This window comes from Gluconobacter roseus (assembly GCF_046058915.1).
Taxonomy (GTDB): Bacteria; Pseudomonadota; Alphaproteobacteria; order Acetobacterales; family Acetobacteraceae; genus Gluconobacter; species Gluconobacter roseus_A.
The window spans coordinates 514,269-529,838 of the sequence record NZ_CP175538.1; the positions used below are offsets into that span (position 1 = coordinate 514,269).

A 15,570-nucleotide genomic window follows, 5' to 3' on the forward strand; every position below is an offset into this window, starting at 1 on the left:
TATAAAGTATAAGACCTGGCGCCATTTTTGACGCCCTCAGGCCGTTACACAACGTCGCTTACTGGATAAGCGCTTTGACAAGAGCCTTGAGTGCTTTTTGCGCAGCCTTCGAGCCCCATTCCCGCAGAAGTTCCCTGGCCTGTGGCTGTCTCGAAAGCGCTTCCGGTGTCTCGCGGATTGGGGGCATTGCGCTGACATGATCTTTTAACGCAGCCGGAAGCGCGGGAAACGGATCGATATTTACAAGCTGGGTCAGCAGCGCCACGCTCGTGATCTTGCAGGTTGGGTGACGCGTGTTCAGACAGACATACGCACCTGTCCCGTTGGCTGCCGGATCGTAAATCGCCTTCCAGGTCACGGCCGGGACCGGAATACGGCCCTTCCCAATGGTCCGGATGTGCTCCGGATCATAGCCGGGACCGGTCACGACAAAGATTTCCCCTTCCTGCCGGGCCCATCCCCGTACGGCACTCTCGACCCCTTCCCACGGCCCGCGGTTCAGTTCCGCTGTCTGTGGGACGATGTTGGAAAGCAGGAAGGACTGCTGCTGCGCCTGAAGACCTGCCTCATCCCCGCTCGGGGTCATGTGACCACGATCATAGCCGGAGGACCGGTAATCCTCGAGTGAGGCGCGCATGCTGAAAGGCAGTCGTGTATCGACGAAGAAACTGCCCTGACGGCGTGTCCGGTCCACAATTTCCAGATTTTCTTCCGTCAGATCCTCGGCTGACCAGAGGGGGCCTTTACTGGCTTCCGAAGCAAGAACGGCATAACCGGAATTGCAGAGCTGCACCGTGCCGATCCGGGCCGTCTCCCGCAAGACCGCAGGTGGAGTGCCTTCCGCGAAGATTGCCGGGCACGTATCGGCCTGCGCCGGCAATACGAAAAGAAAGGACAGAACTGGAAGATACAGAAAATATTTCAACAGCGTCTCACACGCCCGGTCTCCCACCATCCGTCCCGGGCTGGCCCGGTGTTAATGGATCATTCCCCTTCATACAACCGGTTGATTTTACAAATGGCCCTCGCATAATGACCCCGATGACATGCTGGCCTCCGTCATCCTGCAGAATGACCGGCGCGCTCTCCGCAAGCGGGCTCCCGTTCTCAACAATTTCCACCACGCCGCGGCTGACATGATCGGGATTGGTGACCTCGATCCTGTAAGTAGCTGTCTTCCAGCGCAGCGTCACTTCAAAACCCGGCCATTCCGGTGGGATGCAGGGCGACACGAACAGCCTGTCATCCTCGATCCGCACGCCCAGCAGGATTTCTGTGCCTACACGCTGCATCCAGCCAGCTGATCCGGTGTACCAGGACCACCCACCGCGTCCGACATGCGGCGGGGCAGAATAAACATCTGCGGCAACCACATATGGCTCCAGCCTGTACTTTTCGGCGGCCGCACCATCACGGGCATGATGCACAGGATTAATCGTCGCAAACATGGCGTGAGCGGCCGCCCCGTCACCAAGAAGCGCTGTCGCCATGACCGTCCAGAGCGCTGCATGGGTATACTGTCCGCCATTTTCCCGCACACCGGGGGGATAGCCGCGGATATAGCCGGGGTCAGGCTCTGAAGTATCAAATGGCGGCGTCAGCACCATGATGATTTCATCATCCAGCCGGACCAGCTGTTCCCGGACAGCCTGCATGCCCCGCTGTGCCCTGTCCGGATCGCCCACTCCGGAGATCACGGCCCAGGACTGCGCGATCGCGTCAATCCGCCCTTCCCGGTTCAGACGGCTTCCCAGCGGGCTGCCGTCATCGAAATAGGCGCGACGGTACCAGTTCCCGTCCCATGCGTTTTCCAGCGCGACTTTCAGATCCGTCAGCGCCTTTTCCCACAGCGCTACATGAGCCTGATCACCCCGCGCCTCTGCCAGTGGCAGGAATGCCTTCAGCGCCGATGACAGGAACCAGCCGAGCCAGATGCTCTCTCCCCGCCCCGCTTCGCCAACACGGTTCATCCCGTCATTCCAGTCTCCGGTCCCCATGAGCGGCAGACCATGAGCGCCCCATTTCAGGCTGTGATCCAGCGCAAGGGCACAGTGCTCGTACAGCGACGCTGTCCGTTCCGCCGTTTCCGGCTGAAGGAACCGTTCATGCTCATCCGGAGCGAGCACTGGAGCCTCCAGAAATAACACGGTTTCATCAAGGACGGATCTGTCACCGCTGACACGCACATAATGTGCAACCGTAAAGGCCAGCCAGGCACAGTCGTCGGAAATCCGCGTCCGCACACCATTGCCCTTCTGCGGCAGCCACCAGTGCTGCACGTCCCCTTCCACAAACTGCCGGGATGCCGCACGCAGCAGATGCTCCCGGACCAGCGCAGGTGCAGACGTTACAAGCGACATCCCGTCCTGAAGCTGGTCCCGGAACCCGTAGGCTCCGCTCGCCTGATAGAAGCCGGCCCGCGACCAGATGCGGCTCGACAGGGACTGATACAGCAGCCAGCCATTGAGCATGATGTCCATCGCCCGGTCAGGCGTGCGAACCTGAATGGCGTCCGTAACCGACCGCCAGTTCTGCTTAACCTCGTCCAGCACGGCATCCAGATCAGCGGTCCGGTATTTCGTCACCAGTTCCCGGGCATGTTCGGCATTCTCCCCCTGTCCCAGCAGGAACACGAGTTCGGTTTCCTCGCCCGGCGGCAGCGTGATGACGGTCTGCAGGGCCGCGCATGGATCGACACCTGCGCCCACGATCCCTGCCAGATCACCCCCCTGGGCGATCGCCAGAGGCGCGGACAGACTGCCATTGCGGCCTATGAATGCTGCCCGGTCATCCATGCAGGATGTCTGCCGGCCCTGAAAATCCGTAAAAGCCACGCAGTCGCCAAACGTATCTCCCCAGACATTCCGCGCCAGAACAGCGCCGGTCTGTGCATCGAGTTCTGACGAAACAAACGGCGCGGCCGACATGCGGGCACGTCCCAGCACCCATTCCACATAAGCCGTCACACGCAGCGTGCGGGTATGAGAGGAACGGTTCACCAGACGGAGCCGCGAAATCCTGACCGGATCTTCCTGCGGGACATAATGCACCAGCGTGCTGGCGATCCCGCCTGCGACCCGTTCGAACCGGCTGTATCCGCGCCCGTGATATGCGACATAAACAGCAGCCTCGTCGTGGCAGACAGAGGCAAGCGGCGACCAGAAAACCCGGTTTTCTTCATCGCACAGGTAAAACGCCTCTCCGGTCGGATTGCTGACCGGATCGTTGCTCCAGGGCGTCAGCTGGTTTTCGCGGCTGTTTCCCGACCAGGTATAACCGCTGCCCTCCGCAGAGACCTGAAATCCGAAATGTGGGTTTGACACCACATTGATCCATGGAGCTGGCGTTGTCCGCCGTCCCCGCAGGATCACGGCATACTCCGTGCCCCCGGCCGTAAACCCGCCATAGCCATTCGCAAGCTCAAGTTCAGGCAGAGGGGGTGCCTCACCAGAAGCCCTGTAGGCCCTGCCAACCGACACCCGTCCAGTCTCCGCAGTTCCGTAACGGGCTGCCTCGGCCTGTGTGAGCTGGTACTGCAGGCTGCCGCCTTTGCCCGACAGCACTACGCGCGCTGCGGAAAACAGAAGTTCCTTTACGGCACCAGACATCAGACTGCCCCGGAGCAAGCGTACCGCACCCGCTCCGCCTCCCATCGGCGACGATCTTACAAGGGTTTCGAGCGCCTGTTGGAGTTCCTGCGCATAGGACGTCTGATGCTCGTTCAGGATGACCACATCGACGGCCAGCGCCTTGATGCGGAAATATTCATGCGCCCTGAGCACCGTGCGCGCGAGTTCGAAGTCCTCGCTTTCGCTCACGACGAGCAGCAGGATCGGCAGATCGCCGGAGATGCCCTGTCCCCACAGATCGGTCTGCCGTCCCGCGCCACGTCTGATGCGTTCGGGAGACGCCCGCATCATTGGTCCTGCATAAAGCAGTGACCCTGCCAGTTGCTGGAACAGATCCGCCTGTGTGGGACGGATATCGAGATGCCGCAACTGAACCTGCGCATGTGTCCAGGCGAGCGTCAGTGCGCGGTCAAGATCTGCCGGGTCCTGATGCCGCTCGATGCTCTCCATCAGCCCGGCTCGTGTGGAGGAGACAATCGTCCAGAATGACAGCTTGCGTGTTGCGCGAGACGGAATACTCAGCCTGCACCGTGCCGCAAAGACGGGATCCAGCACAGTCCCCGTGCTGCCAGAAAGTTCTGTCCGTCCCTGCAAGGCGCAGGGTGTCCGCAGATCACGTCCACGTCCTACAAACCGTGCACGGTCTGTCTCGATTGACAGCGCACCACCTCCGACGATCAGGCAGGCGGCCCAGATTTCCTGTTCACCCGGACTGCGCCGACGCCGCGTTGCGATGATGGCGCGACGTGAGGGAAGATATTCCGTCTGGACAAACATCTTCGCAAACGCGGGATGCGCCAGATCGGCGTCTGGCGGGCACAGGGCCAGCTCGACATAGGACGTCACTTCGATCTCGACCGGCGCCAGTCCCGTGTTGCTGACGGCAACGCGGCGCAGTTCGGCATCATCTTCTGCCGAGACCAGCACATCCATTGCTGTCGTCAGTTCGCCATCCTGCCGCAGATATGTGGCGCGGTCTTCCCGGAATGCAACGCTGGCGTGATCCGCAGCAACCCCGCAGGGCTGGAACCCCGCCGACCAGACGCGCCCGCGACCGATATCCTTGAGATAGATGTAGGGCCCCCGGTTATCGAGCGTTCCATCCCCACGCCACCGCGTGACCGCCTGCCCGTCCCAGTGACTGTAACCGGAGCCCGCTGCTGTCAGCATGACACTGTACCGGCCATTGGACAGCAGATGCGTCACGGGCGCGGTACGGATATCCAGCGTAATGTGCCGCCCGCCTGGCGCCTGCCCCGTGGAGACGGGCGGCGGGAGCAGTTTTTCCTCCTTCATGGGTCTCGTAATGGCGCCACCGGTCGGGGCCCGCTCCTGCAGCAGGAGTTCAGCCGCACCGATCATGGGCTCCCCATGAAAGCGCCTGCGCATGATCCCTTCGAGTACGGTGTCGGCGAATGCCAGAATGGACATCCCCTGATGATGCGCCATGTAAGACTGGACGATCGCGACCTTTTCTCCGGGCTGAAGACGTTCCTTGGTATAATCGAGCGCTTCGTAAAATCCGAAAGTCCCCTGAGCCCCAAGCCCTTCCAGACGGAAGAAGTTCGTCACCGCCTTACGGGCATCCACCATTGCGGCCAGAGCTGTCGCATAGGGTGCAATCACGAGGTTCTGGGCGAGCCCGCGCTTCATCCCAAGGCCCGGCACGCCGAAATTTGAATACTGGTAATTATACTCCAGATCGCGGGCATTATAGGCGGATTCCGAAATGCCCCAAGGTGCTTCACGCGCCTGTCCGTACTCGATCTGGCGCCTGACAATCTGGCGGCTGGTCCCTTCGAGGAGACTGTCAAACGGCGCTGCCATAATCAGCGATGGCATGAGATATTCGAACATGGAGCCCGACCAGGACACCAGAGCCTCTCCGCGCGCCACGGCCGCTACGGGCCGCCCCAGCCTGAACCAGTCCCGGGCCGGAATATCGCCTTTCGCTACCGCGAAAAACACAGCAAGCCGGGCTTCCGAGGCCAGCAGGTCGTAGCAGTTCTCGTCCAGCGTGCCGTCATTGACGACAAAGCCGATCGACAGCAGGCCGCGTTCGCGGTTGCGCAGGAAGCCGAACTCCATTTCCAGCGCCATGTTCCGCGCCTGCATAGCCAGGTCCTGCAACAGCCTGGCGATCCGTATTCCGGCCCCGTCGTCCCTCTGATCGCTGCGTATGGCCTGCTGGGCGGCATGAAGCCAGAACAGGATGTTCTCTGCACCCGTTACGCAAGCCATGTCCTTCTCGGACGTCCGGCGTTCCGCCATCCCGTTCAGATGCCGGAGTGTCGCTTCGACATGCGTGACGAGAACGCCCAGCCTCGGTTCGACAAATGCCTGTCCCGCGCTGTTTTCCGCCATTTCATGAAGCAGTGCGCGAACGTCCTGTGTGATGTCCTCCGCGCGGAACACATCGCTGCCGGAGGTCAGTTCGTGCTGCGCCAGATTCAGGGCATCCTGAACACCCTGCCTCCATGCGTCATGGGACCTGCCCCTGCGCTCCCATTCCGCAAGCGTCCGGCCCAGCGTGATGAGATGCCCGGCCAGATTGCCACTATCCACGGTCGAGACATAAACCGGCATCATGACGGAAAGATCTTCCGTGCTGTACCAGTTGTAGAAATGCCCTCTGTACCGCGGGAGCCTCGCCATCGTCCCCAGCGTTTCCCGGACCCGGTCCACGGCCTCTGACATGCCGATCCATCCGAAATCATGCGCTGCAACAACGGAAAGAAGATAGAGCCCCATATTTGTCGGGGACGTTCTGCGGGCCAGCAGACCTTTCGGCTCTTCCTGAAAATTATCAGGTGGCAGAAAATGATCGGATGCGGTGACGAAAGTCTCGAAATACCGCCATGTCCGGCGGGCCTGCATGCGCAGGAACGTGGTTTCTTCAGCAGTCGCCTCAAGCCTGCGGGCGGACACGCTATACTGGCTCGCTTTCCATGCCATGAGTGGCGACAGAACCCAGATGCACGCGAAGGGCAGCATGATAAGCCACACCTGCGGTGCCATAAGCGGCATCAGTCCGAACGCAATGATCCCGAGAAGGATGGCCCCCCCCATCTGGCGCACATATCCCACGATGCTCTCGCGCGGCGCCTCTGCTGCCTGCGCTGCCGTCACCCATTGCAGAAGATGCCTGCGAGTGACGAATACGCGCCCAAGCGTGCGGACAATCGCATCCCCCATCAGGCAGGCCTGATCAGCCAGGAACACGAGGCAGAGCCCGGTCGTCAGAACGGTCCGTTTCAGGTCTGCGCCGAGCAGGGCAAGATAGCTGTCCACCGTCTCGCCCTGACGATGCTGCACGGCATCAATCAGGAGCGGAAGAACGGCCGGAATGGCGACGGTTGCGACAATGCACGACGTCCAGACAAACGCATCATGCCCCCCGAGCATCCACCCGGCGAACAGTGCCGCGACAGCCATCGGTGCCGAGAGACTGCGCCGCAGATTGTCCAGCATCTTCCAGCGCGCAATCCCGGTCATGGGATTGGGGCGCATTCCGATCGTTGGAAGCTTTCCCATCCACGAAAAGATCCACGGCAGAAGCTGCCAGTCTCCCCGCGTCCAGCGATGCAGCCGGGACGCCGAGACCAGATAGTCCGTCGGAAATTCCTCAATGACCTCAACATCGGTGACAAGGCCGGCGCGGGCAAAAACGCCTTCGAACAGATCATGGCTCAGAAGCGTTCCTTCCGGTACGCGCCCTGCCAGGGCTGCCTCAAAGGCATCGATGTCATAGATTCCCTTACCCGCGAACGAGCCTTCGGAAAACATGTCCTGATACAGGTCGGAGACGGCCGCCGTATAAGGCTCGATCCCGTTGGGGCTTGAAAAAACCCGCTGGAACAGCGTGCTGCTCCGCGTTTTCGGCAGCGAAGGCGTCACACGCGGTTGAAGAATACCGTATCCCTCGACAACGCGCCCAAGCTCGGCATTAAATCCGGCCCTGTTGAGGGGATGGGCCAGTTTTCCGACCAGACGACGCACTACTTCGTAAGGTAGTCGCGTGTCGCTATCGAGCGTGACAATATATCGTACGTTCTGCGGGATGCGCTGTCCTGCAAGCGGTATGAAGCTCGTATCGGATGCTCCGCGCAGAAGCCGGTTCAGTTCATGCAGCTTGCCGCGTTTACGCTCCCAGCCGATCCATTTCCCCTCACCTTCCGCCCAGATGCGGCGGCGATGCAGGAGCAGGAAACGATCCGCCTCCTGACCCGGCGCACCATAAGTGCGGTTCAGCCGCGCGATCCCCTGAACCGCCTGTTCCAGAAGGTCCTCGTCTCCCGCCCGGTGTTCGGAAGTGCAGTCCGTCCAGTCCGTCAGGAGGGCGAAGCTGATGTCTCCGTCCCGGCTGGCCAGATAGTGCTTCTCCAGCCGATCGACCATTTCCGCAACGGCCTCACGCCGGGTCAGGAGCGTCGGGACTACAACCATCGTCCGCAGTTCCGGGGGAATGCCTGCCTTGAGCTCAAGCGCTGGCAGTTCGGAGACTGTAATGGCCCACATCAGGAACCGGTTCATCCCGGACACCACGGCATCCGAAGCCGGGATAAATCCCAGTATGAGCAGCAGCAGGAAAGCGCGCCCCGGCAGATAGCCGTTTATGAGCGACAGAAAGCCCGACAGGAGCAGCAGCGTCAGGAGCGTGACCGCAACGCTATATCCGGTAATCCCCAGTCGCCGGCTGGCTTTTCCGATCTGCACACGCAAAGGCGCACGGAAGGCCAGTTCTTCCTCCAGGCCGGAACGCCCTTCAGCAATCAGGTAATATCCCGGATCCGTCCGTCTTGGATCGATGCTCTCTCCAAGTCGCGCATCCTGGGCTTTTGCAACAGCCAGACTGGCAATATCGCATTCTGAAAAACGTGATCCCTTCGCCAGTTTTTCAACAGCGCGGCAGTACAGATGCCGCGTTGTAAAATCCATTCCCGAAAAGTCGCCATGCGCCGCCAGAATACGGCTGACGAGGCTGACCTCTTCAACCAGATCATTCCAGTCAGTGGTCGTCGTCAGTCTGATACTGTTGATGATATTGCGGATCGTCGCATTCAGCGCGCCCTGTTCCTGCATTTCAGCATGAACGACTGTTTCAAGATCCGCCCCCCTTTCCTGAAGGACCCCCTCGAGCCACAGAAATGCCAGATCCTTTTGAGGATCATGTCCCCGCAGCTGGTGTGCAAACTGGACGAGAAATGCAGGCGTAAGCGACGCCGTTTCCACACCTGCGAGCACCCGCATGGTCTGCGGCCCGCCTGATCCGCCATTTTCCATCAGCATATCGGCCAGCGCGTCTGCTTTCTCACGCGCCTGCAAATCGTCGCTGATTTTCCGGGAGATGCGACGCAGGCTCTCGATCAGCACGATGCGGATATTGATTGGCACCGCCCAGAGTTCGCGGATGAGAAGCGGCTGGGTCTGCTGATATGTCTCAAGAAACCCGCGGATTGTCGCGGTATCGATATGGCTGTCAGTATGGGCCGCCAGAGCCCAGGCGATTTCGAATACCCGTGGCAACCCGGCAAACACGCCCTCCACGAGCTTCGGGAGGTCCCGGTAATATCCGGCCGGCAGTTCCACCTTGATGGTCTGGATCTGCATGTCCATCAGGTAATAGTTGTCGATCAGCCATTCGGCGGCGGGCGTCAGCTGCTCTCCCTGCTCGGAGGCATGGGACAGGGCAATATTGGCTTTCTGTAGAACGCGTGCATTGTCGTTCAGACGTGCAATCAGCGGGTTCCCATAGCCCGAAAACGCAGTCCTGGAATGTGAGGCAGCGAGACTGTGAGCATGCAGGCGCATGCGATCCAGTCCAAACAGGTCCGCGCGGATAGGCGTTTCATCCCTCCAGCAATTGCGCGGAGCATTCTCGCCAGCCGTCGACTTCAGAAACCGGGATCTGACTGATGCCCATGCTTCCGCAATGCTGTTAATTTCTATCATGCTCGACATCTGTACTGCCCTCACATAAAGGACGGAAAACCATCCAGGTGCCGGAACCAGACGTCAGAACAATATTACAGAGGGTAAGTTCTTATATTCCCTTCCAAACCCTCATCACTTTTTCTTTCCGAAAGTGCTCTACATACGAACATTTGCGTTTTTATTTAAATGTTTCATGTCTTTCTATTTCAAACCACCCAGCCACATAGAAGAAAAAGAACATCCTGCAAACGTTCCTGCCAGATGGCGAAAACCGGGATTGTGCTCGGAACGTTGTTACCGGACACTGGGACTTAATCTGAATTCAGACCCGATCAATCATTACACAATACGACAGGGGACAGCCGATTATTACGACAAGGAACCTGATTACGGGTACTGCTCTGACAGTTGCGTTGGCTGGTGTCTTGCCATGTGCCGCTGCGCCCCGGCCTCTGTCCCCCATTGCCCAGACGGAGCTGGAAAACGGTTCGCATGCCGCTCTTTCCACACACGGGATCATTGCAGCACTGGATGTCAGGCGTACTGCGAAATGCAACATCCCGGTGATCTGGAGTGATGCTGCCTCCAATCCAACCTCGCCCTGCAGCCTGGCATTCCTGACGCTTCGGACACCCGGCGACGCCCATTCCCGCCCCGTCTCCTTTCCGCTGTCTCCTTACGGCACTGAGGATGATGGAATGGCGCAGCTGAGAATGTCGTTCCGTCAGCTGGATGCGTCTTCCTCATTCCCACAGGTCATGGTGTCCGCTTACACAGGCGGTGCCCATTGCTGTTCGCTCACATCCATTTTCGATCTGCGCCCAGACGGGCGCTGGGCCCATCTTGAACGGGGCGCACTGGATGGAGACGGCGAACCGGATGTCGTGGATATTGCCGAAAACGGCCAAGAAGAAATCCTGACGGTCGATCAGTCCTTCCTCTATGCTTTTGCGTCTCATGCCGGATCGGAAGCACCTGTCGTGATCTCACGGTACCATGACGGGGTGCTTGAGAACGTCACCCGCGACCCGGCCTACCGGACTTATCTGAGAGACGATCTGGCCAACAGGCGGCGCAAATGGATCCAGGCAGGACGTTTCGAACCCAATGGCTTCCTGGCTTATGAAGTCGCAACCAAAGCCAATCTGGGGGAATTTTCCGAAGGCTGGCGTGACATGCTGGCTCATGCGCAGTCCACAAAAGCGTCCGGGTTCGGCCTGTCAGCATGCGACCTCAAACCTGCGGCAGAGAAACAGAACGGCCATGCCTGCTCCCCGCAGGAGAAAGAGCTGCTGCCTTTCCCACAAGCTCTGGCCATCTTCCTCCAGCAAAACGGCTACATCACGCCAGAACAGGTCGCCTCTGTAACCGAAACCCGAAAACCCGTCCTAGCCGAGCCACAGCCGGTGCCTGCGCCTTCCACTTCTGAATCAGCGCAAAGCGGCAATTCGCCCCCGTCTTCTGCCGCGGCCAAGCCACCTGAAACGGATCAGGCAGTCCCACCTTCGGGACTTGTTGCAAAATCCGGAGCTTTCTTTCCCGTTCTCGCAGGCCTTGGGCTAGTGCTGTACCTCGTCCCACTCCTGATTGCCTATCGCCGCAATACGCCTAATCAGCACCGTGTCGCCATGATCACCATCCTGCTGGGCTGGACCATCATCGGCTGGATTGCGGCACTGGTCATGGCGCTTTCGCAGCCTGCGTGCAAAAGGTAAGCGTCAGTCAGTTTTCCTTGCCGGTCTGCGGTACTCTGGCCTCACGGAGGGTCATACCGCAGATCGCATCCCTGAACCGGCTTTTGGGTGTGCCGATCCGCTGGGACAGGTAGATGCCGGTATGGCCGGAACAGACATAGGCCACGAAGCAGCCGGTCGCGAAATAGACGATATCCGCCCCGCCAAACAGTTCGACACCCATCAGCATACAGGCCACCGGCGTATTCGCGGCACCGGCAAAGACTGCCACGAACCCCACAGCCGCCAGCAGATCGACCGGGACATGCAGAAGCGGTGCCAGAACGTTTCCTGTTGCTGCACCAAGAAAGAACAGCGGCGTGACCTCCCCGCCCTTGAATCCTGTTGCCAGCACCGTGACCGTGAAAACCAGCTTCCAGAACCAGGACCAGGGATAGATGTCTGGGCCGAAGAAGCTGACGATGGATGCTCCGCTCGGCTCCGGAGGCAGGACGCCCAGACCCAGATAATCCCGGCTGCCAACCAGCGCGACCAGCAGGATGGTCAGGATGCCGCCGATGGCCGGACGCAGCCATGCCGTAGGGCAAATCTTTTTCATGACAGTGGCCAGACGATGCACACTTTCGGCAAAAACCCGGCTCATCAGGCCGAACGCCACCGCCGCTATCGCAATCCGCACGACCAGTCCAAGATCGACGTGAGAGACCGAACCATCCGAATTCAGGGTGCCCTGAAACATGAGAGGGTAAGATGCATGATGGATCCCCCAGGCACGGCAGGACCAGTCCGCGATAATGGATGACAGGGCAGCAGGAACAAGGAACCGGTAGTCAACCTGTCCCAGTGTCAGGACTTCCAGTGCAAACACCGCACCTGCGATGGGTGTGCCGAACACGGCGCCAAATCCTGCAGCAATACCGCAGGTCAGCAGAACGCAGGTTTCCAGACCCCGCAGCCTGAACAGCCGGGCCGTGGCACTGGCCAGACTGCCGCCAACCTGTATCGCCGTCCCTTCGCGCCCGACAGAAGCCCCGAACAGATGGCTTACGACCGTTGCAAGCAGAACGAGCGGCGCCATCCGGAGTTGAACCCCCGCCCCCGGCTTATGGATCTCGTCCACGATCAGGTTCGCACCGGCCTCAACATTCCGCCCGAACCAGAAATAACACAGCCCGACGGCCACGCCGGCGACCGGAAGGCCAAACAGCAGGGCCGGATGATCGATCCGGCAGGATGTGGCGAGTTCCAAAAGCCAGAGAAACAGGGCACAGGCACTGCCGATGCAGACCGACAGCACGGCAAGAATACCGCTCAGACAACACAGTGCGATGATACGGGACAGTACGGGCTGATTCTGAACTTCACGCATAACGGACGCAATTCTCCTGTCATGTCCTGGTGGACGTTTGACAGGAATCATCAGCTTCCGGGTGAAGCGGTTCGACCGGGACCGGTCAGGCAGAATCCATTGCCCTCTGCGTCGAAAAGAGCCCGGGGCTCCCCGATCTGTCAAGTCTGGAGCGCGTCCCAGATGACAAGGTTTTTAGGGACGGACACTTTCCCGCATGACAGGGCTATGCCACCGTAACCGTAACAAAAGCGAACGGCCTGTTCCGTTGCCCCATCCGACTGTTTCAAGGAATTGCGTTTGATGCGCCGCCTTCTCGTTCTGACAACCCTGCTTGCAGGACTGCCCTTCGCGCTTCCCGCCCATGCCGAAGGAACATTCTCCTTCGACACCACACCGGGTCAGCTTCCCAAGACCGTCGTACCGACGGACTACATCATCGACCTGACAACCGACATGGAGCATCTGACGCTTCAGGGCGATGAAATCGTCCGGGTCGAGGTCAAGAGCCCGACCGCCGACGTCACGCTCAATCAGGCAGGTCTCAAACTGGCCAGCGCGCTTCTGGACAATTCGCAGAAGGCCGAGATCCGTCAGGATGATGCCGCCGAAACCGTTACCCTGCATTTTCCGGCACCCGTTCCGGCCGGTGTCCACACGCTGGCCATCAAGTATTCAGGCCCGATCCTGAAAACACCGAACGGTATCTATATCGACGACTACACTGACCCGGCCGGCAAGCCGAAGCGGATGCTGGTCACGCAGTTCGAAGTCGCGGACGCACGCCGGATGTTCCCGGGCTGGGACGAACCTGCCTTCAAGGCAACCTACCAGCTGAACGTCACGCTGCCCTTCGAATACGCGGCTGTCAGCAACATGCCGATCATCGGCACGACGCAGCAGGATGAGAAAACGAAGCGCGTCTCCTTCAGCCCGACGCCCCGCATGTCGAGCTACCTGCTCGCACTGGTGGCCGGTGACATGGCCTCCGTGGACGGTAAGGCGGACGGCACGCCCATCCGCGTCTTCGCGCCGAGCGGTCTTGAAAATCAGGGCACTTACGCGCTGGGGGCTGCCGAGAAGATCCTGCCCTATTACAACGACTATTTCGGCATCAAGTATCCGCTGCCGAAAATGGATATGCTCGCCATCCCCGGCAACTACCAGGCCGGCGCGATGGAGAACTGGGGCGCGCTGACCTATATCGACAACGTCCTGCTGTTCGATCCGAAGAACAGCACGCCCCGCACCCGCGAACTGATCTATGAAGTCGTCGCGCATGAAATGGCGCATCAGTGGTCCGGCGATCTGGTGACCATGGGCTGGTGGGACAATATCTGGCTGAACGAGGGCTTTGCTTCGTGGATGGAGATCAAGGCGACGGACAAGATGAACCCGGACTGGGACATCTGGCCGCGTCAGCACGAAACCCGCGAAGCCACGATGGCGACGGACGCCCTGTCCACGACCCATCCGATCCAGCAGGTCATCCACAACGTCAGCGAAGCCAATTCCGCGTTTGACGGCATCAGCTACGGCAAGGGTGAACTGGTCATCCGCATGATGGAAGGCTGGCTCGGCGAAGACCATTTCCGAGACGGAATGCGCGCCTATATGAAGGCTCATGCCTTCGGCAACGCGACCAGTCAGGATCTGTGGAACGCGCTCTCCGGCACATCTGGACAGGATGTTGGCAAGGTCGCCCGCAGCTTCACCGAACAGCCCGGTATTCCGCAGGTCAATGTCGCGGCCGTCTGCAGGAACGGCCAGACGACCTACACCCTGACGCAGAGCCGCTTTACGATCCACGATCCGAATGCGAAGGCCCTGACTTGGAACATTCCGGTTGTCGCAGGCGGCCCCGGCCTTGAGACCAGGAAGCTGGTGCTGGGTGTCGAACCCGCCACCTTCACCCTGCCCCGCTGCAATGCGCCCCTCAAGCTCGATCTGGGCGAGAGCGGCTATTACCGCGTGCATTATGACGACGCGGCCTTCGCCCCGATCGCCGCATCGATCTCAAAATTTGCTCCCGTGGATCGGGCCAACATTCTCGGCGACCAGTTCGCGCAGTTCCGGGCCGGTCATGGAGCGCTGTCCTCCTATTTCGACCTCGTGGATCGTCTGACGGCCGCGCATGAGACCGATATCGCCACGCTCGAGGAAATCATCGGCAAGCTGGAAACGCTCGATTTCTATGAAATCGGCAGCCCGGACCGCTCTGCATTCCAGGCCTATGCCCGCAGCCGCCTTGCTCCGGTTCTGAAGCGTCTCGGCTGGGACCAGAAGCCGCATGAAAGCGTGCTGGACACGATGCTGCGTCCGTCCGTCATCTCGGCGCTCGGAACCTTCAATGACCCGGCCGTGCTGACTGAGGCCAAGCGCCGTTTCGCACTCTGGCTGAAAAACCCGGCCTCCCTGCGTCCCGATCTGGTCGGCACGGTCTCGGCCCTTGCGATGAAGCATACCGACGCCGCAACCTACGAAATCATGGCCAAGAAGGTCCGTGACACCCAGGCGACCGAACTCAAGCTCCGCCTGTTCCAGGCCCTCGCCAATGCCACGGATCCTGACCTGATCCGTCGCAATGTGGAACTGGCCTATAGCGGCGCCATTCCGAACGGCCGTATTTCCATGGCACTGTCGTCCATCGCCTCTGCCAGCGAAAATCCGGACCTCGTCTGGAAGCTGGTGCGTCAGCACGAGGCCGAGATCCGCACGCATCTGGCTCCCTGGTCACAGGACGGGTTCCTGCCGGCCATCGCAGGACATTCCAACAATCCGGACATCCTGGCCGAGCTTCAGAAGGATCCGTCTTCCAGCAAGACGACTGGCGCGAAGATTGCCACGGCCCATGCCCTCAACACCGTTGCCGCCCGTCAGGAAGCGGTTCAGGCGACCCAGAGCCAGATCCACGACTGGCTTGCCGCTCGCGCCCACTGACACAACACCCAGGCGAGGCGGAAAA

Annotated in this window: 5 protein-coding genes and 1 riboswitch; of the genes, 2 read left to right on the top strand and 3 right to left on the bottom strand. The window is 60.1% G+C overall.

Annotated elements, in window-relative coordinates; all coding sequences use genetic code 11:
* Positions 1–58 precede the first annotated feature (58 nt).
* Together ACJ2A4_RS02500 and ACJ2A4_RS02505 are read right to left on the bottom strand one after the other, a co-directional pair.
* Complete coding sequence (locus ACJ2A4_RS02500; protein ID WP_408873478.1) at positions 59–925, bottom strand: DNA/RNA non-specific endonuclease; 867 nt, start codon at positions 923–925, stop codon at positions 59–61.
* A 7-nt stretch (positions 926–932) separates the two neighbouring features.
* Positions 933–9,440, bottom strand: a complete 8,508-nt coding sequence (locus ACJ2A4_RS02505) for a GH36-type glycosyl hydrolase domain-containing protein (protein ID WP_408873479.1) — start codon at positions 9,438–9,440, stop codon at positions 933–935.
* Positions 9,441–9,988: 548 nt separating this feature from the next.
* Here ACJ2A4_RS02505 and ACJ2A4_RS02510 point away from each other — a divergent pair.
* Positions 9,989–11,278 (top strand): superinfection immunity protein, encoded by a 1,290-nt coding sequence (locus ACJ2A4_RS02510; RefSeq protein ID WP_408873480.1) that lies wholly within the window; start codon positions 9,989–9,991, stop codon positions 11,276–11,278.
* Positions 11,279–11,285: 7 nt separating this feature from the next.
* Here ACJ2A4_RS02510 and ACJ2A4_RS02515 read toward each other — a convergent pair whose 3' ends face one another.
* Positions 11,286–12,626, bottom strand: coding sequence for a voltage-gated chloride channel family protein (locus tag ACJ2A4_RS02515; RefSeq protein ID WP_408873481.1), 1,341 nt, complete (start codon positions 12,624–12,626; stop codon positions 11,286–11,288).
* A gap of 34 nt (positions 12,627–12,660) precedes the next feature.
* A riboswitch (Fluoride riboswitch) is annotated at positions 12,661–12,739 on the bottom strand.
* Positions 12,740–12,908: 169 nt separating this feature from the next.
* Between ACJ2A4_RS02515 and ACJ2A4_RS02520 the strand changes: the two genes are divergently transcribed.
* Entirely contained in the window at positions 12,909–15,545 is a 2,637-nt protein-coding gene (locus tag ACJ2A4_RS02520; protein WP_408873482.1) for a M1 family metallopeptidase, read from the top strand.
* The last annotated feature ends 25 nt before the right edge of the window (positions 15,546–15,570 follow it).